This is a genomic window from Rheinheimera riviphila, assembly GCF_004005945.1.
GTDB lineage: Bacteria > Pseudomonadota > Gammaproteobacteria > Enterobacterales > Alteromonadaceae > Pararheinheimera > Pararheinheimera riviphila.
In genome coordinates, this window is the sequence record NZ_SACS01000034.1 from 1 (window position 1) to 19,143 (window position 19,143).

A 19,143-nucleotide genomic window follows, 5' to 3' on the forward strand; every position below is an offset into this window, starting at 1 on the left:
AGTTGAGCAATGAGGCGGGGGGCTACTCTACATACGAGGTCAGATAATGCTGCCTCTAGGGCGGAACAGCCTCCCCGGTAAACTGATAAAATTATTAACTCAATAAGATTCAACATACAAGGGCGGACTCACCGGAGGTAGTCCGCCGTTTGCCAGGATCATCCTTAACAATATTTTCAGACAACTCCGGCGCACTACCGCTTACGCGGTGAGTGACGCCCTACGCAAGCCTATGAATTTATAGTTAAAATGTAGGGCGGACTCACCGGGTCCGCCGTTTGCCAGGATCATCCTTAACAATATTTTCAGACAACTCCGGCGCACTACCGCTTACGCAGTGAGTGACGCCCTACGCAAGCCTATGAATTTATGGTCAAAATGTAGGGCGGACTCACCGGAGGTAGTCCGCCGTTTGCCAGGATCATCCTTAACAATATTTTCAGACAACTTCGGCGCACTACCGCTTACGCGGTGAGTGACGCCCTACGCAAGCCTATGAATTTATAGTTAAAATGTAGGGCGGACTCACCGGAGGTAGTCCGCCGTTTGCCAGGATCATCCTTAACAATATTTTCAGACAACTTCGGCGCACTACCGCTTACGCGGTGAGTGACGCCCTACGCAAGCCTATGAATTTATGGTAAAAATGTAGGGCGGACTCACCGAAGGCAGTCCGCCGTTTGTCAGGATCATCCTTAACAATATTTTCAGACAACTCCGGCGCACTACCGCTTACGCGGTGAGTGACGCCCTACGCAAGCCTATGAATTTATAGTTAAAATGTAGGGCGGACTCACCGGGTCCGCCGTTTGCCAGGATCATCCTTAACAATATTTTCAGACAACTCCGGCGCACTACCGCTTACGCGGTGAGTGACGCCCTACGCAAGCCTATGAATTTATGGTCAAAATGTAGGGCGGATTCACCGGGTCCGCCGTTTTCCAGGATCATCCTTAAAAACGGATAGGGTCATGGATCGGTTAATGGGTGACCCTGCATCTCGTTCGTATTTCGGTGTCATCCGGACACCCGCCTCCGAATCGATTGCACCTCGCGTGGTGGGGCGATCCCGATCAAAAGAACGGCATGTAGATGGCAAAAAAGTGAACTATTTATGGTTAATATTTGACCTTTTATAAATATGAGAATATATCTTGGATGCGTTCTGATAATAATTAACAGGAGGACATGATGAAGACGCATACAAGACAAAGGATCCAGGTTGGCAGCTTTATGCTGACTTTATTCACGGTTGCGATGCTGCCGGGTGCTGTGCATGCGCAGACCGTCAGTGCCGGCCCGGAAATCGAGCCGCATGTGGTTGGCGGTAGTGAAACGACACCAAATTCAAGACCTTACCAGGTGGCGTTATTAATGAATGGCCGGCAGGGCTGCGGCGGCACCTTGATTAGCCCGGAATGGGTGTTAACAGCAGCACATTGTTTGGATAGTGCTTCGACCAGCACCCTGACGGTGCAGGTTGGTGCGCACAGTATCAGTCGGCGTGATGGACAAAATCTGCGGGTCAGCCAGATCATCAAACATGAAAACTGGCGCGGTGCACAAGGCATTCAGTCTGGCTGGGATATTGCGGTGTTACGGCTGGCGACCCCGGCAGCAGGGACTATTACTCCGGCCGTGTTACCAACAGTAGCACTCGACAATCAGCTGGCTGCTGTCGGACGCGCCGTGACCGTATCTGGCTGGGGTTTAACCCGCAATCAGGGCAGCCCAAGTGATGTGTTGCGGGAAGTAAACTTGCCGGTGATCAGCAATGCAAGTTGTAGTACCGAACTGCGCACCAGCTTACCTGCCTCAGTGATTTGTGGCGGTGGCAGTGGTGGGGTATCCGCTTGCAATGGTGACAGTGGCGGTCCGTATGCGACAAGTTCAGGTGGCAAATTTTACAGCATTGGCACCGTCAGCTGGGGCAACGCCTGCTCTGGGGCTACTGTGTTTACAAGAACCAGCAGCTACTTAAGCTGGATTGAACAAAAAACCGGCGTGAAACCGGATGGCGGCGGTGGGGTTGATCAAAAACCGGTGGCGCGGTTTACCGCCAGCGTCAATGGCTTGAATGTCAGTTTCAGTGATGCGTCCACCGATGACAAAGGGATCCGCAGCTGGTCGTGGAATTTTGGGGATGGTAGTGCGTTATCCAATCAAAGTTCGCCTTCGTATAGTTACAGCGCTGATGGCAGCTACAACGTCACGCTGACGGTCACGGACACTGCAAATCAGACGCACGCCGTGTCGCAACTGGTGCAGGTGCGCGCTGACGGTGATCCGACCGGTTGCGAAGGTGTGTCCGCCTGGAATGCCAGCACGGCTTATCAGTTGCGCGATCTGGTCAGTTACCAGCAGAAAAAATATCAGGCCAGTTGGTGGTCGACCGGCGCCCGGCCGGATCTGTATGCCAATGTCTGGACCTTGTTGGGTAATTGTACTGGTGGTGGCAATACCGCCCCGGTGGCCGATTTTAGCTTTGTCGCCAATCAGCTGAATGTCAGTTTCAGTGATCGCAGTACCGATGATACCGCAGTCGTGAGCTGGTTATGGCAGTTTGGGAACGGCAGCAGTTCAACGCAACCATCGCCAACCACCAGCTATGCTCAGGCCGGCAGTTACAAAGTGCAACTCACGGTGAAAGATGCGGCCGGACTGAGCCACACTGTGAGCAAAACTGTGATTGTGACCTCCGGCGATACCGGCGGCAATTGCGCCGGATTGCCGGTCTGGAGCAGCACTGCGGTTTATAATGCTGGTGTCAGTGTGCAGCACAGTGGCAGCAAATACACTGCCCGCTGGTGGAGTCAAAGCCAGAACCCTTCCAATAATTCCGGGCCATGGCAGGTTTGGGAAGCGTTGGGCGCTTGTCAATAACAGTCATTTTACGGAATGCCGCCTGCAAGAAAACATGTGGGTGAACTGCAGCCGAACTGTAGCCGACAACGCCAGTGATCTGACCGGGGGGTCATCACTGGCGTTCGTCTTTCTTCCCTAAAGTGCTTTGTGGTAAGGTAAAACGCTGGGTTATTGGGTCACAATTTTTTATGTCTTTGTCATCTCAAGAATTAGGTCAACTGGAACAGGCCGGCAAACAGATCGGCGACGGATTGCAACAACTGCTGTTAATCAGTCCACCTTCGGCCCGTACGATCAGTGGCATGGCTAAATGGCTTGGTTATCACAAATCAAATTGTCAGCGCATTTTGCAAGCGGCACAAAAAACGCAGCAAGGTCTTGAAGTCTTGTGCCAGTTGCCGGGCATGGCCAGCCTGGAAGAATTTCTGCAGCTGCTGCGCCACAAAGCCTTGCCGGATACCGTGCTTACCACGCTGGAGCAACAAATCCGGCAATGGGCAGAATTGTTTGCGTTGCATTTTCGCAGTCATGCCGATGTCAAACGGACGTTGGCTGAAGCACTGGTAGTCGCTGGATCAACACCGGCTCCTGACCGACTGCTGTTACGGCAACAACATTTTGTCAGTTCGAAAGCGCTGATTGGCAGTAGCATTGATCTGGTCTTTGCCTGTTATCTGCTGACCGAAAGTGAGAAAAACCCCGAATTTCTGCAAGAAATCGCGCTGATTTCGAAGAAAAATTTTTGCCGTAGTGCTGAAGCACCACCCTTTGTCCAATTTTATACCCATCCACATCCGGCCCATTTTGATCGGCCGCTGGATATTACCGCTGCTTCCCGTATCGATACCGATCAGTTTCAGATTGGCGTGGTGCAACCTTATTCCTCGCCGGGTTTTCTGACACAGTACCGCAGTTATTCGGCCAGTAATTCCGGCATTGTGTTTGCTGATGACGGGGTCGGAATGCCGCTGGATGCCACTTTTTTATTCAGCAACCCGGATGAGCTGGTCAATCCGCTGAGTCATCAAAGCCGATGCAGTTCAACCAGTATTTCTATTAAAACACCCACCAAAAAACTGGTGATGGCGGTCTTTCTCGAGAAAAAAATTGATATGCGCAGCACGGTGAATGTCGGCTGTTATTCGGGTAATCAAAAGGTGGAAGAGGGGAAATTGCGACCCGAGGACATGTGGGCTGAATTGTTGCCGGATTATCCGGATTTGAGCATTTTACATGCCACATCCTCGCAGGTGAAAACCGTTGACGAGGTGCCGGTTGGGGAAATGACTGATTTTATGTTCCGTTTTGCCGGGTTGAATAAAGCGGATTTTATCTGTTATTTCATGACCATCGACTATCCAATCTGGTCGTCGACCTATCGTATTTACTTTCAGCACAGCTGAGTGTTTAGCCGTCATCCTTGAAGCTGTGGTGCCACTTTGCGATGACACAAAAGCCAGATTTCGGTCTGGCTTTTGTTTAACAAGTATCAATGACGCATTCCTTCTGCGAACCGGCAAGGCTGACAACGCAAACAACCGGCACTAATTCGCCGCAGAAATATCTTTAATATCAACATGACCTTTGCCGCGATTTTCGTACGGAGCCAGGAATTTCGATACTTTGTGCGCTTGCTCTGCCCGGGCGAATGCGGCCAGTGGCAGACCGTTGCACACCACTTTATCAACAGCGGTATTTACGCCGATCCGGTATTCTTTTAAGGTTTTATAAAGGCCTAAGCGATCGTCTTGGCTGGTTTCGGTACAAACAGACACCAAAGCCTCATACACTATCGGGGTAAATTCGAGTTTTGCAGTGTCGGCCTGTGCCGCGCCAGATCCAACCATCATTGCCGCAAGTAATATCAGTTTAGCTTTCATTATCAGTGCCTCTGTTGACGATGACCCCCTTGGTCACAGGCGTATTTTGTCCCTCTAAACCTGATTTGATAGCAAGGATGGGGTTAACGGATGGCATCTTGTGACTAAGTGACCAGCAGTGCTTTTTAAGGGACGAATAGAACCTGAAAGTCCGATTGCATGAGGTGATCATCCTGGCCTTTCACGCAAGACCATCGACGAAAAAACGCTCCCGGCATTTTCGTCATACCGTCCATCCATGGACATCGACGAAAAAACGCTCCCGGCATTTTCGTCATACTGTCCATCCATGGACATCGACGAAAAAACGCTCCCGGCATTTTCGTCATACCGTCCATCCATGGACATAAAAAAGCCGGGCAATAGCCCGGCTCGTCAGATCACACAACTCACTGCAGCAATCAATTCACCGCAGTTTTTAAACCACGACGGATCAAAAGTGCATCAGTGGTAGGTTCCTGGCCACGGAAGTTTTTGTATGCTTCCATTGGCGGCAGGGTGTTACCTACAGACAGAATGTGTTTCCGGTAATTCTGGCCGTTTTCCAGTTTCAGGCCACCTTGCGATTGCACATAAGCAAAGGCGTCAGCTGCCAGAATTTCTGACCACATATAAGCGTAATAACCGGCTGAATAACCACCGCCAATCGAGTGGCTGAAGAAAGTTGATTTGTAACGTGGTGGCACGGCGGCAATATCAACACCGTGTTTTTTCAGGGCAGCGGCTTCAAATTTCTCCACATCCTGCAACGGCGCATCAGCTTTTAATGCGTGCCACTCCATATCGACCAGCGCAGCAGCTAAGTATTCCAGCGTATCAAAACCCTGGTTAAAGCTGCGTGATTTCATGATTTTTGCCAGTAATTCGGCTGGAATTGGCTCACCGGTTTTATAGTGTTTGGCGTAGTTGGCAATCACTTGCGGGTAAGCGGCCCAGTCTTCCTGGAAGGTCGACGGGAATTCAACGAAATCGCGTGACACTGAAGTGCCAGCCAAAGTTGGGTATTTCACTGCGGAGAACATGCCGTGCAGCGCGTGGCCAAATTCGTGGAACATGGTGGTCACGTTGTCATAGCTGACCAGCGTTGGTTCGCCGGCCGGGCCTTTTGGAATGTTCATCACGTTGACGATCACTGGCTTGGTGCCGTTTAAGCCACTTTGATCAACAAAGGAGCTCATCCAGGCGCCACCACGTTTGCCTTCGCGGGCGAAGTAGTCGGCATAAAACAGACCAATGCTGCTGCCATCGGCATCAAACACTTCGTACGCTTTCACGTCCGGGTGGTAGCCTGGTAAATCTGGTCTTGGTTTCATGGTGATACCAAACAGTTTGTTCATGGTGAAGAACACGCCGTCTTGCAATACCCGCTCAAATTCGAAGTACTGTTTCACTTCGTTTTCGTCTAAATCAAATTTCGCTTTACGCACTTTCTCAGCGTAGAACTCCCAGTCCCATGGCTGCAGTTCAAAATCAGCGCCGGTCGATTTGATCATTTCCTGAATCGCCGCTGCTTCCAGTTTGGTGTTAGCAACTACGGCTGGCGCCATACCGCCTAACATTGAAAGTACGGCCTGTGGTTTTTGCGCCATGGCTTTTTCCAGCTGGTAATCAGCCCAGCTGTCATAACCCAATAATTGTGCCCGTTCAGCACGGATTTGCGCCAGACGTGATACCAGCGGCCGGTTATCAGTTTCGCCTGAAGTTCCACGGTAGGCCGAAGCTTCCCAGATTTGCTTACGCAGTTCACGATTTTCCAGCACGGATAACACCGGTTGACGGGTCGTGTTGGTCAGCGCAACGATAAACTTACCTTCTTTACCAGCGGCTTTGGCGCCTTCGGCAGCAGCGGTAATTTCAGCGTCTGACATGCCGGCTAACTGTTCTTTGCTATCAACAAACACCGCGATGTCTTTGGTGATTTGTAGCAGGTTCTGCCCATATTGATTAGTAAGCTTGGAATGTTCTTCGTTTAAAGCGCGGATTTTGGTTTTTTGCTCATCAGTTAATTTGGCACCGGCACGCACAAAACGGTCGTAATACACTTCGGTTAACCGCAGCGCTTCAGCATCGAGGTTCAGACTGGCGCGATTGTCATAGATCGCCTGAACCCGGGCGAATAAGGTTGGATTTAAATTGATATTGTCGCCATGAGCAGCCAGTTTTGGCGCCATCGCTGACTGAATTTTCAGAATTTCCGGGTTGCTGATGGTGCCGGTCATGTTGAAGAACACGGTCGAAGCACGGTCCAGCAATTCGCCGCTTTTTTCCATCGCGACGATGGTGTTTTCAAAAGTGGCGGCTTCTGGGTTGTTAGCGATTTTTTCAATTTCTGCGGCGTGTTCAACAATACCTTGTTCCATCGCTGGCTGATAATGTTCAACTTTGATTTTATCGAATTCTGGGGCGCCGTATTGCAAGGTGCTGGCGACTAATAATGGATTTGTAGCTGCCACTGGCGTTTGCTCCGCTTTGACTTCGGCGGCCACTGTTGCCGCTGGTGCTGTTTCCGTTTGAGCTGGTGCTTTGTTGTCGGTACAGGCGCTTAACGCCAATATTGCAGCGACTGCGGTCGCTACCATCGTTTTGTTCATGTATTTTTCCTTTGAGTGTGCGGAACCTGGGAGGTTAACTGACCGAGTATGCCAAAGCCGTTCCCGCTGTCACCGGCATTTTCTGCCAGTGGTGGTTTTGCTGCGTTAAATCACCTTTTTCTGATGTAATTGCGTACCGATGTCAGCCATACTCCATCTCAGGCAGCGGCAAACTGCACTGGAACTTCGGCCGTTTCAGCAGCGTTTTCCGGTTGAATTCTGCGGCTGTTGTTACCAAAATTTGCAGCAGAAGCTATGCTCAACGAGCTGCGGCAATGATGCGGGCAGCTGCCAGGTGACGACCGCACTCATGGCATCGGCCAGAATCCTGAGGACATTTATGTACAGTATCACTGAAGTTCCGCTGACCAATCCTGCTTTAACGGCGCTGTTTGGGGCTTTATCGGAAGCGCTTGGCAAAACCGAACCTGAACCACAACTACAGCAAACACCACAAAGTGGCCTGTTGATCGCGGTCGTCGCCTGGCACGATGGTAAAGCGGTCGGTTGTGGCTTGTTGCGCCAGGAAGATCCGCAGCAGGCCGAAATTAAACGGATGTATTCATTACAGCCCGGCGTTGGATCTGCAGTATTACTCTATCTGGAAAACTACGCCAGACAGCAGGGGTTTGTGAAAGTGCTGGCGGCAGCGCGCATTATTAACTGCAAAGCCGTGAACTTTTACCTGCATAAAGGTTTTAAAAAATGCCCCGGATACGGCAAGTACCGGTACAGTTCGCAGTCGATTTGTCTGGAGAAATCCTTAGTTGTAGCCAGCGCATGAGGTCGGATTTTGACCAGGTTCAGACCTAGACAACAGCTGCATCTGCTGCAGCGTCAGCGCGGTTCCTTCGCCGGTTTATTGCTCAGTACCCTACTGATTGCGGCGGTGATTATCGCGCTGAACAGCCTGGCGGTGCTGAGTTATCAGCAACAAGTCCCGACGAAAACGGTCAGTATGATGATGCTGGACGATCAGGCGGTACAGACGCCGCAGCAAGCGTTACAACAAGCAGCCGGACAGTGGCAACCGTTATTGGATAAGGGCCGGCAGCTTGGTTACCACCGTGGCAGTTTGTGGTTTAAGCTGCAGTTTGAACCGGATGCCAATTTTGCGCTGGAGCTGGCCGCGCCTTATCTTGATGATGTGCGGTTTTATGTGCTCAACGCCAATGGTGATCTGGTCCATGAAGTACAGACTGGCGATCAACAACCGTTTGCCCAGCGTCCGCTGCCCAGTAGTTCATTATTGTTCCCGATTCAGCACAGCTGGACCAGCGAGTCGTATCAGTATCTGTTCCGGCTTGAAAACAGCGGTGCTATTGTCTTTCCCTTACATTATCTTGAAACTTCGCCGCAACTGGCTTTGTTACAACAACGTAATGTCTTACATGGTTTTTTCCTTGGGTTAATGGTGTTTGCCAGTTTGCTGGCGGTGCTGCTGGCGCTGGTCACACAACAGCACAGTTATGCCTTATTCAGTGGTTTATTGCTCTGTATTGCGGCGGTGCAGGCGGAAATTAACGGCTTTAGTTTTCAGTGGTTGTGGCCGGAAAATCCTGGCCTGAATCATCTGGTGGAATGGGGGCTGCCGCTGGCGGTGTTGTGCTGCAGTGGTTTTGTCAGAAGTTTTTTCCAGTTGCAGTCGCCGTCCCGCTTGCGGCAGATGTTACTGCTGATTGAAGTCACAGCCGTTTTATTGCTGGTGGCGACGGTGATTTGTCAGTTGTTAGTGCAACCGGCGGCGCTTGGGTATCTGAAACAAAGTGTGGTCTATCTGATGCAGCTTTGTGTGCTGGTCAGTGTCCTCACCGGGCTGGTGATGCTGCGTCAACAACCCAGGCGTGCTGCAGTATTTTTGCTACCAATGTCGGTGTTACTGGGCAGTATTGTGCTGGCAGCGCTGCGGGTGTTGGGCATTTTATCCGAGTCCGCACTGACGCTGATTGCACTGGAGCTTGGCACCACGCTCGCCGCTATTCTGATGGTCAGTAGTTTGCTGGTAGAAATTTATCTGGAAAAAGCTGCCATTGCCCGCACCCAGCAGTTATTGCTTGATCGTAACCTGCAATTGTCGCAGTTACAGCAACAGGAAATCCAGCGCAGTAAAATCTCGGCCTTTTATGGTCTGGGGTCGCGGCTGGTACTCACCGAGCTTCTGAACAATCAACTTGCTAGCCCTAATCTGCATTACCGTTTGTTATTGCTTGAATTACAAAGTTTTGATCAGATTGAAGCCGTACTCGGCCAGCAAAAAACCGCCGAAATTCTGCAGGCTTATATCAGTCAGCTACAGACATTCTGCAAACAACGGGCGCCAGCCGTGGTCAGTTTAGGACCGGCGTCACATGAAACTTTATTTTCATTAAGCCCGGACAAACTGGCGCTGTTGGTGCTGGAACAGGATTTTGTGGTGGTGTTGACTGGCCTGCGTAAGTTAATGAATCAGAAATTCAGCCTCGATGGTATTTCGCCGGACTTTAAACCAAGGTACGCCTCGGTCGCAGTCAACCGCACTTATGGTGACGATGCTGAAGCTTTGCTGGCAAATGGATTGTTGGCGTTGACCTATGTGGATAAAACTGCCAGTCATCGCTCGTATCAGCCACAGCTGACGGCAGAAAGCCGACAGCGCTTGACGCTGATCAGCGAACTGGCCAAAGCCACGCAAAGTCAGCAGCTGAATTTGTTATTTCAACCGGTGCAGGATATTGCGACGCAACAAGTCAGTTCACTGGAAGCTTTTTTACGCTGGCAACATCCGACTTTAGGTGCGGTATCACCAGCGGTGTTTATCCCGCTGGCCGAAGAGGCCGGCCTGATGAACAATTTAACGGCATGGGTCTACAGTCAGGCGCGCAAAAGCCAGAATCAGTTGTTTGGACAGGGGTTTGCGTTGCCGGTCTCGATCAATTTATCGGCGCAGGATTTGGCCAATAGTCAGCTGATCCAGACCATTGTGCAGCATGAGCAAAAGTACCCCAAGGCGCAGCGGGTGAAGTTTGAACTGGCGGAAAGCGCGATGAATCTGGATACGGCCGCATCACAACGTTCGCTGGAGCTGATTAAAAAAAGTGGCACTGTGTTGGTGATGGATGACTTTGGCGCCGGCCAGTCGTTTATTGGAAAGTTGGCCAGTTTACCGATCAGCGAAATTAAAATTGATATGGCGCTGCTCAGTATGCTCGGGACCCAAAAAGAAATGCTGCTGGCGGCGGCGATTAAACTGGGTAAGAGCCTTGATTTGACAGTGATTTGTGAAGGTGTCGAACATCAGAAACAATATGATTTTTTAACGCTGCACAATGCCGATGCGGTGCAGGGCTATTTGGTTGCCAGACCGATGCCGCTGGAAGATTTAATCGCTTATTTAACGGCACAACAGCAGCAACAGCCGGACAACACTGTTGAAGTTGTTGCTCAGTCGGGCCAGGCTTAACTTTGCAGCTGGTGGCCAGTAGCAGCCTCATTCAACACAATTTGCCTCTTAAACACCGATAAAAAAGCCCGCTTGGAATACCATCGCGGGCTCGTTGCTAGGGCTCAGACATCGCTAAGCAATAACTGATTTAGACGGCAGATTTTCTGCGGCGTAAACCTAAGCCTAACAGTGCCAGACCGAACAGACCTAATGAAGCTGGTTCTGAAACACTGACTGGGGTACATGGAACACCAGGTGTCGGCACACAGACCTGATCGCCACCATCGACAATCAATGATGATTTGCCAAGTGTGACCAACCAGCCTTCGTTCAGTGCATCAATGTTCATTTTGACTTGTAAACCAGCATTTACCTGAGCTTGTGCCCAGCTGTATGAGCTCAGATCAAAAGAAGTAAATGCCCAAATGTCAGTGGCACCAGCCAGTGCGCCAAGGCTCAGCCAGTCGCTGCCATCAAAAATCCAAATCAGGTCGATTTCGCCGTTAAACAGAGTGGAAAAGTCCACATCAAAGGCTGAAATATCAAGTTTGATCGAAGAATGTGTGCCAGCGATGGCGTTGTGCGTCCATCCCCAGTCTTGGTTTGCATCGCGGTAGTAAGGTGAAGAATATTTGGCAGCGTCGTTAATAACGAAGAATTCAGACGCGGTGTTGTTTGCATATTCTTTAACATCGGTAATTGGAGCTGCGGTAGCCGTAGCAGAAACACACATTGCTGCGCCAATCACAGCGGCCATTGCTACTTTTTTGAAAAATGTCGACATTCTTTAGATATCCTTGATAGATGTGATTTGTAAAATTTGAGTTGCCTCAATCGCACGAAGTATTCCCTTTAAGTGCCATATACATGCTAAAAAACTGAGCAGAAACAACTGGCTGTGAACTTCGGGGCTGAATTAGCAAAATGTAGGCCATGTTGTTAAAGTTCATACAAATCAACTGGATGCGGTTTTTTTGAATGCTATTGTTGCAAATTTTCTTAACTAATTGTAAAAAAGTCAGACGGTGGTTGTCGCGAGTGATGCGGCGATGTTGACGAGGGGTTGCGCAGGGCGCGATAAGGGAATGAGCCAGGGCTATTCCTCGCCGCCACAGTTGCTGGGCCGCACTTGCACCAGGCTGAATTTTTGTGGTCATGTGCTTGAGAAATATGCCACAGGCCCCATAGTTCAAGCTACTATCTGTTTTTTAATGCCCGTTTTTTAATACCCGTTTTTTAAAGCCTGTTTTTTAATGCCCGTTTTCTGCAACGGCCGTTTTTTCTGAATCAGTGTTTTCAATTGTCGCACCGAGGCCATCATGAGCAATGTGTTATCCAGTTTTACCGGTTTACCTCCTTTTTCCGCAATTGAGCCGTCGATGGTGTTGCCGGCCGTTGAACAAGCTTTGGCGGCTTGTCGGCAGAATGTTGAAGATGCTGTTGCCGCCACGCCAGTGAGCTGGCAGTCACTGATCACCAATACCGAAGAAACATCGGATCATTTAAGCCATCTTTGGTCGCCGGTGTCGCATTTAAATTCGGTGTTGTCATCCCCGGAACTGCGCGAAGCGTATGAAAGTTGTTTACCGCTGTTGTCCGATTTCAGCACCTGGGTCGGTCAGCATGAAGGTTTGTATCAGGCCTATCTGGCGCTTAGTCAAAGCGCTGAATACCAGTCGCTTTCCGGCGCGCAGCAAAAAGTGATTCAAAATGCGCTGCGTGATTTTAAGTTGTCGGGCATTGGTTTGTCGGATGAAAAAAAGCAGCGCTATGGCGACATCCAAAGCCGCTTATCTGATTTATCCTCCACTTTCTCCAACCATTGCCTCGATGCCACCCAGGCCTGGTTTAAGCACATCACTGATGAAACGCAGCTTGCCGGTTTACCGGAAGATGCCAGGTTGGCTGCCGCTGAAGCTGCGCAAAGCCGCGAGCTCGCCGGTTTTGTGTTTACGCTGGAATTCCCGAGCTACATTGCGGTGATGACCTACGCCGATGATGCGGCACTTCGGCAAGAAATGTATCAGGCTTATTGCACCCGCGCTTCTGATCAAGGGCCAACGGCCGGTCAGTTTGACAACAGCGCTATTATTGAAGAAACACTGGCACTGAAGCATGAGCTGGCGCAACTGCTTGATTTTAATAACGCGGCAGAAGAATCTCTGGCCACCAAAATGGCGGAAAGCCCGGCGCAGGTGCTGGCGTTTTTATCCGATTTAGCCAAACGTGCCAAACCGCAGGCACAACAAGATTTACAACAGTTGACCGAATTTGCCCGCGCCAATTTTGCTGTCGACCAGTTGAACGCCTGGGACACCGCTTATTACTCAGAAAAACTGAAAATGGCCACTTACGCCATTTCCGACGAAGTATTGCGACCGTATTTCCCAGAGCATCGGGTGGTCGCTGGGTTATTTAACGTATTGCAGCAAGTGTTTGGCATTACGGTCACCGAGCGCGCTGGTGTTGATGTCTGGCATCCGGATGTGAAGTTTTACGATATTTTTGATGTTTCCGGCGAGCTTCGCGGTAGTTTTTACCTCGATTTATACGCCCGCGCCAAAAAACGCGGTGGCGCCTGGATGGACGATTGTCAGGGACGGCGGATGAAAGCCGACGGCAGCCTGCAACGGCCGGTGGCCTATTTAACCTGTAACTTTAATAAACCGGTTGGCAGCAAACCGGCGCTGTTTACCCATGATGAAGTGGTGACTTTATTCCACGAATTTGGTCATGGTTTACACCATATGCTGACCAAAGTGGATGCCAGTGCGGTCGCAGGGATCAACGGTGTGCCTTGGGATGCCGTGGAATTGCCAAGCCAGTTTATGGAAAACTGGTGCTGGGCGCCGCAAGCCTTACAGCTGATTTCCGGTCATTATGAAACCGGCGAGCCCTTGCCTCAGCACTTGCTGGATAAAATGCTGGCGGCGAAAAACTTCCAGTCGGCACTGTTTTTAGTGCGCCAGTTAGAATTCGCTTTGTTTGATTTTAGAGTTCATGCGGACTACAACCCTGAACTTGGAGGCCAGGTGCAGCAAGTGCTGGATCAGGTCCGCTCTGAGGTTTCAGTGATAGTGCCGCCCCGTTTTAACCGGTTCCAGCACAGTTTCAGCCATATTTTCGCCGGTGGTTATGGTGCTGGTTATTACAGTTATTTATGGGCTGAAGTGTTATCGGCCGATGCCTTTGGTCGGTTTGAAGAGGAAGGCGTGTTTAACCGCCAGACCGGTGCTGACTTCCTGCATTGTATTTTAGAGCGCGGCGGTAGTGCTGAACCGATGGAACTGTTTAAAGCTTTCCGCGGCCGTGAACCTTCCAATGCGGCGTTATTACGCCATATGGGGATTGCCGGAGCGGCCGCCTGATGCGTTTGCCGATGACTGCGACGCTGCTGGCGCTGGTGTTGACCGGTTGCGGTGAACAATCGGCTGAACAAGCTGCGGCACCGGCCGCGACCACAGTTGCACCTGAAACGGCGACTGCTACCACGGCAGATCCCGAGGAGCACAAAATGCCAAAAACCAGACAAACATTGCCGGTCGCCAATCAAGGCACCAATGCTGAACTGACGCAGCGTTATGCCGAGATTAAAACCATGATTGGCGAGGCCAAAGCCAGTGAACTGCAGCAATGTCGCAAGGTGTCTTTTGGTTATAAAGCTTGTGGTGGCCCGGCTTCGTACCTGATTTATTCGGTGCAGGGGCTGGACGAAGCACTGTTGCTGCAAAAAGTTTCTGAATACAATGGATTGGCTGAAGCAGAAGCCCATCGGCTTGGGCTTATATCGGATTGTTCCATGGTGCTGGAACCTAGTGTGATGCTGGTCGGTGGGGTATGTAAAGCCGGCCCATCCGGCGATTTGTTCTGAGGTTGGTATGGCGCAGGTAGAGAAATTCCCGAGCATTTATCAGCGGGCGGTAGAGCGTAAAGGCGGTGAAGCGCAGCTGCAGGCGATGCTTGGTCATTCGCTGACCAGCGCTGAATTGTTGCAATACAATGATGCCGATTGGCTGGAAGCTTTTACCAAAAAAGTGTTTCAGAGTGGTTTTGTCTGGCGGGTGGTGGAAAACAAATGGCCTGGTTTTCGCGAGGTGTTTTTCGACTTTGCGGTAGAGAAAATGCTGATGTTGCCAGACGAAATGCTGGCGCAAAAAGCCCAGGATCCACGGATTATCCGTAATGGCAGCAAGGTGCTGACCATTCGCCACAATGCATTGATGATCCACGAGCTGGCGCAGCAGCATGGCAGTTTTGCGGCGATGGTGGCGCACTGGCCGTCAGAGAATATTATCGGTTTGTGGGAGCTTTTAAAAAAACGTGGTGCAAGATTAGGTGGCAACACCGGTGCTTATGCGCTGCGGGCGATGGGTAAAGATACCTTTTTATTGTCGCAGGATGTTGAAGCCTACCTGCGCGCTTATCAGGTGATTGATGGCGGGCTGACCAGTAAAAGCAGTTTGGCAAAGATTCAGGCACAGTTTAACTTGTGGCAGCAACAATCCGGCTTCAACCTGCAGCAAATCAGCCGCATTGTGGCGATGAGTGTCGGTGATAATTATGCGGGTCTCACCGGTGTCACCGGATCTGCGCCAAGCACCGGCACTGCATCAAGCCCCGATGACAGCGGAGCTGCCTGATGCAAGTCGCGGGTGAAGCTGTAGGTTTTGATCAACATGCTGCCGGGTTAAACACTGGTTTATTGGCTGATCCTGCATTGCCAGCAACCGTTGCTGAAGCGCTGCAACAACAATTTGGTATTGCGATTGTCGAGCAAGCAAACGGCTGGCATCTGGCGTGGCAGGACCGGCAGCTGGTATTACGTCACACCGAACTTGCCAAGCAAGGCGACATTCTGGTCGATTTTGCCAGCGGTGCGGCCACCTACCGGCGCAAATTTGGTGGTGGCAAAAGTGAGGCTATTGCCAAAGCGGTGGGCTTAACTAAAAAAGCCGGTTTGTCAGTGATTGATGCGACCGCAGGCTTAGGCCGGGATGCGTTGGTGCTGGCGAGTTTAGGCGCGACCGTGACGTTGGTGGAACGCAACCCGGCGGTAGCTGCATTATTGTGGGACGGTTTACGCCGGGCCAGACTCGACCCCGAATTGCAGGATTGGTTGCCAGACCGCTTTAAACTGGTATTTTCACAGGCGATTGACGCCTTGCAACAGTTACCAGCACCCGATGTGGTGTATCTGGATCCGATGTTTCCGGCGCGCGAAAAATCGGCGGCGGTGAAAAAAGAGATGCGGGCTTTTCATGACGTGGTTGGCGCCGATCCGGACGCCGATGCTTTATGGCAGGCGGCTTTCGCCCTTGCTAGTAAAAGGGTGGTGGTGAAAAGACCAGGTTACGCCGAATTTCTGGCTGGGCAAAAACCCAGCATGAGTATTGAAGGCAAAAACAACAGATTTGATGTTTACGTAAAAGCGGCGCTTTAATTCTGCTGAGGTTTCAGTGGAGCATAAGTAAAGCTGCAACAGGAGCAAATAATGATTCAGATCGGCGAAAAATTACCAGAAGTCAGTTTTCAGCGTTTAACTGAAAATGGCGTGGTCACCCTGAGTAGTAAAGAAATTTTCAGCGGCGAAACCATAGTGCTATTCGCATTACCCGGTGCTTTTACTCCCACCTGCAGCGCCGCCCATTTACCGGGTTTTGTCACCTTGTGTGAGCAGTTTTTCCAGCAGGGTGTCGATCGGATCATTTGTACTGCGGTCAATGATGCTTATGTGCTGGATGCCTGGGGCAAGCAGCAACAAGCCGGTGATATTCTGTTTTTAGCCGATGGCGCCGGCCGGTTTGCCGAAGCCTGCGGTTTGTTGGTCGATAGCGGCGATTTTGGCGGCATGCGTTCAATGCGCTACGCGATGATTGTGGATGACGGTGTGGTGCAGTTGCTGAATGTTGATGCGCCTAAAACTTTCGAGCTGTCCAAAGCCGAAGTGATGCTGCAGGCGGTGACGGATTGGCAGGCGGCCCGTTAATTCAATGTATGAGCATTGTCGGCTGGCCAACTGCTCAGCACTATCTGGTTTCGACCCGCAGCTTTGGCCTGATACAGCTGCTGGTCGGCCAGATTGAGTAACACCGACATTGAGTCCGCAGCACCACTCGTATGCACCACACCGATACTCACCGTCACGTTCAGCCGGATATCGTTGGCAATCTGATAGTTGTATGCACCACTGGCATCACAAATACGCTGCGCAATACTGCGGGCTTGTTCGATATCACAATCCGGCACCAACACCACAAATTCTTCACCGCCAATCCGACCCAGCAAATCGGCGTCGCGCAGGCATTGCCCGGCAATCAACGCAAAGTTTTTGAGCACCAGATCGCCGGCAGCATGGCCGTGTTGGTCATTGATTTTTTTGAAAAAATCGATATCCAGCATCATCAGCGCCAGCGACCGCTTGCCGCCGGTCAACTGGCCAAATAATGGCTCGGCCTGCTCCATAAAACCGGACCGGTTCAGCACACCTGTTAACGGGTCGTGGCTGGCCAGATACTGCAACTTTTGTAGCAATTCCAACCGTGCAGTCATCACACTGGCCACAGTTAATGGCGCTAATGCAATCAATGTGACCCCCAAACGCAAAGATTCCAGATCCCGGCCACGGTTGATCACAATCCCCAAATCCAGCCAGCCGCCCGCAACCCCTAGCAAAGTCCACAGACTGGTGAGCAGGGTCAGTACGGCCGTGGTAAACAATTGATAACTCAGCGCGCACCACAGCAATCCGGGCACCAGATAAGCGATGGCGCCGGGGCCACTAAATACCAGACTGAGCAACAGCCCCAGCAGCACGGCCGTAAAGGGCATGGCGATGCGCCACTGCGCGGGACGAGGTCGCCATAATGTCCGCCAGGGTGATGTCGGGAATTTCCAGCCGGGCATGGTTAAAATAACCGGCAGGATCGCCAGATAATTCACCCACTCAGCGGTGAACCAGAATTTCCACCCCCCGATCATCGTGCCTTGAAACAACAGCGGATTGGCCAGCATGCCATTAAAACCGGCGGCGACCGACGCCAATCCGGTGTAGATCGCCAGCCAAACAATCGACATCGGTTGACGCAATGTTTGATGGGCGATGGGCAAGCGGCGGAACAGATAAAATCCGGTGGCGATACTCAGCAGATTGCCAAAGGTCAGCACCAGCGATGTTTTAACATCCGAGCCGGTGGCTACGTCGGTGGCAACAAAGGCCAAAGTCGCGGCTAGCCAGCCTGACCAATGGGCACGGTGTGGCTGCCTGATCAACAAACCCAGCAATACAGCGTTGGCGGGCCAGAATACTGCAAGCAGTCCGATCGGGCGGGTCAAAATGCCAAGCAGCGCCATGAAGGTGACTAACAAACTGATCAAGATAAAGTTTTTTAGTAAGGCTGCAGTCTGTCGATCAGTAGCCTGTCGATCAGCTGCCGGCAACGGATTGACAAAGGGCGGGCGTGACATCATTTACACTTCCTTGGTCAGGCTGTCTCTGGAGCGCCATCAACGCATTCGGTGATTCCGTTAATCATATGCACAAAAACTAAAGTTCGCTGCAGAACAGCGGTGGATCGGTTGATTTTGTATAGTTATGTAAAGCCGCTGCCCGCGCGCAACCGCTTCAGGTTAAAATTCGGCCATACTTTTTTCACATTCATTCGAACGTATAGCAAAGGTTGTTATTTTGGCTCATCTGTTACTCATCGACGACGACAGCGCTTTGACCAGTATGCTGGCGACTTATCTGCAGCGCGAAGGTTTTACCGTGACAGTTGCCAATGATGGCACCACCGGCTTAAAACTGGCGTTAAGCCATGGTTTTGATTTGGTGGTACTGGACGTGATGATGCCGGGCATGGACGGCGTGACCGTGCTGAAAAAGCTACGGCAGGTGTCAGATCGGCCGGTATTGATGCTGACGGCGCGTGGTGATGATATCGACAAAGTCATTGGCCTGGAGCTGGGTGCCGATGATTATGTCGCCAAACCTTGTTTACCACGGGAATTAGTGGCGCGGATCCGGGCTATTTTGCGGCGGATGCAGTTACAACAACAACCCGATTTACGTTTGCAGGAAGGCCCGCTGTTATTAACACCGGCCAGTCGTAGTGCCATGTTTGAAGGCAGTGCGCTGGACTTAACCGGTGCCGAGTTTAGTTTGTTATGGTTGTTGGTCAGTCAGGCCGGCCGCATTGTCACGAAAGCCGATTTATCGCAGCAGGGGCTGGGCAAAACCCTCACCCAATATGATCGCAGCATCGATGTGCATATTTCGAATATCCGGCAAAAACTGGGCAAACGCAGCGATGGCCAACATTGGATCCAAGCCGTGCGCGGCAAGGGTTATCAATGGTTGAGGCATCTGTAAGCCATGAGGCAGCGATAA

14 protein-coding genes are annotated in these 19,143 nt (G+C 51.2%); 10 read left to right on the plus strand and 4 right to left on the minus strand.

Translation table 11 applies throughout. The features are described from left to right. The first annotated feature begins 1,191 nt into the window (after positions 1-1,191). Together EOE67_RS19410 and EOE67_RS19415 are read left to right on the plus strand one after the other, a co-directional pair. The gene (locus EOE67_RS19410) at positions 1,192-2,883 is read left to right on the plus strand and encodes a trypsin-like serine protease (RefSeq protein ID WP_206099674.1); all 1,692 of its coding nucleotides are present in this window, start codon (positions 1,192-1,194) and stop codon (positions 2,881-2,883) included. Positions 2,884-3,053: 170 nt separating this feature from the next. Next, positions 3,054-4,268, plus strand: coding sequence for a hypothetical protein (locus EOE67_RS19415; protein ID WP_127701094.1), 1,215 nt, complete (start codon positions 3,054-3,056; stop codon positions 4,266-4,268). 141 nt (positions 4,269-4,409) lie between these two features. Here EOE67_RS19415 and EOE67_RS19420 read toward each other — a convergent pair whose 3' ends face one another. Then, complete coding sequence (locus EOE67_RS19420; protein WP_127701096.1) at positions 4,410-4,745, minus strand: DUF3718 domain-containing protein; 336 nt, start codon at positions 4,743-4,745, stop codon at positions 4,410-4,412. A 401-nt stretch (positions 4,746-5,146) separates the two neighbouring features. After that, a complete protein-coding gene (locus tag EOE67_RS19425; protein WP_127701098.1) occupies positions 5,147-7,336 on the minus strand; it encodes a M3 family metallopeptidase in 2,190 nt (729 codons plus the stop codon). Positions 7,337-7,676: 340 nt separating this feature from the next. On the opposite strand from EOE67_RS19425, the gene EOE67_RS19430 reads away from it, so the two are divergent. Both EOE67_RS19430 and EOE67_RS19435 read left to right on the plus strand, forming a co-directional pair. Further along, positions 7,677-8,120, plus strand: coding sequence for a GNAT family N-acetyltransferase (locus EOE67_RS19430; RefSeq protein ID WP_127701100.1), 444 nt, complete (start codon positions 7,677-7,679; stop codon positions 8,118-8,120). Positions 8,121-8,129: 9 nt separating this feature from the next. After that, positions 8,130-10,775 carry an EAL domain-containing protein gene (locus EOE67_RS19435; RefSeq protein WP_127701102.1) on the plus strand — a complete coding sequence of 882 codons (2,646 nt, stop codon included), beginning with the start codon at positions 8,130-8,132 and terminating at the stop codon, positions 10,773-10,775. A 130-nt stretch (positions 10,776-10,905) separates the two neighbouring features. On the opposite strand, the gene EOE67_RS19440 is transcribed toward EOE67_RS19435, so the two are convergent. Further along, positions 10,906-11,541 (minus strand): PEP-CTERM sorting domain-containing protein, encoded by a 636-nt coding sequence (locus tag EOE67_RS19440; protein ID WP_127701104.1) that lies wholly within the window; start codon positions 11,539-11,541, stop codon positions 10,906-10,908. 535 nt (positions 11,542-12,076) lie between these two features. On the opposite strand from EOE67_RS19440, the gene prlC reads away from it, so the two are divergent. From prlC to EOE67_RS19465, 5 genes are read left to right on the plus strand one after another with little or no spacing between them, the layout of a single operon-like run. Further along, entirely contained in the window at positions 12,077-14,125 is a 2,049-nt protein-coding gene (prlC, locus tag EOE67_RS19445; protein WP_127701106.1) for an oligopeptidase A, read from the plus strand. After that, complete coding sequence (locus EOE67_RS19450) at positions 14,125-14,628, plus strand: hypothetical protein (protein ID WP_127701108.1); 504 nt, start codon at positions 14,125-14,127, stop codon at positions 14,626-14,628. Before prlC ends, EOE67_RS19450 begins: the two co-directional genes overlap by 1 nt. Positions 14,629-14,635: 7 nt before the next feature. Further along, a complete protein-coding gene (locus EOE67_RS19455) occupies positions 14,636-15,397 on the plus strand; it encodes a DNA-3-methyladenine glycosylase I (RefSeq protein WP_127701110.1) in 762 nt (253 codons plus the stop codon). After that, a complete protein-coding gene (locus EOE67_RS19460; protein WP_127701112.1) occupies positions 15,397-16,197 on the plus strand; it encodes a class I SAM-dependent methyltransferase in 801 nt (266 codons plus the stop codon). The genes EOE67_RS19455 and EOE67_RS19460 overlap by 1 nt, the downstream gene beginning before the upstream one ends. A 51-nt stretch (positions 16,198-16,248) precedes the next feature. After that, positions 16,249-16,743, plus strand: coding sequence for a peroxiredoxin (locus tag EOE67_RS19465; protein WP_127701114.1), 495 nt, complete (start codon positions 16,249-16,251; stop codon positions 16,741-16,743). On the opposite strand, the gene EOE67_RS19470 is transcribed toward EOE67_RS19465, so the two are convergent. Continuing rightward, the gene (locus EOE67_RS19470) at positions 16,740-18,224 is read right to left on the minus strand and encodes a GGDEF domain-containing protein (RefSeq protein ID WP_127701116.1); all 1,485 of its coding nucleotides are present in this window, start codon (positions 18,222-18,224) and stop codon (positions 16,740-16,742) included. The two genes, EOE67_RS19465 and EOE67_RS19470, sit on opposite strands and share 4 nt — an antisense overlap. A 217-nt stretch (positions 18,225-18,441) precedes the next feature. Between EOE67_RS19470 and EOE67_RS19475 the strand changes: the two genes are divergently transcribed. After that, entirely contained in the window at positions 18,442-19,125 is a 684-nt protein-coding gene (locus tag EOE67_RS19475) for a response regulator (RefSeq protein WP_127701118.1), read from the plus strand. Positions 19,126-19,143 lie beyond the last annotated feature (18 nt).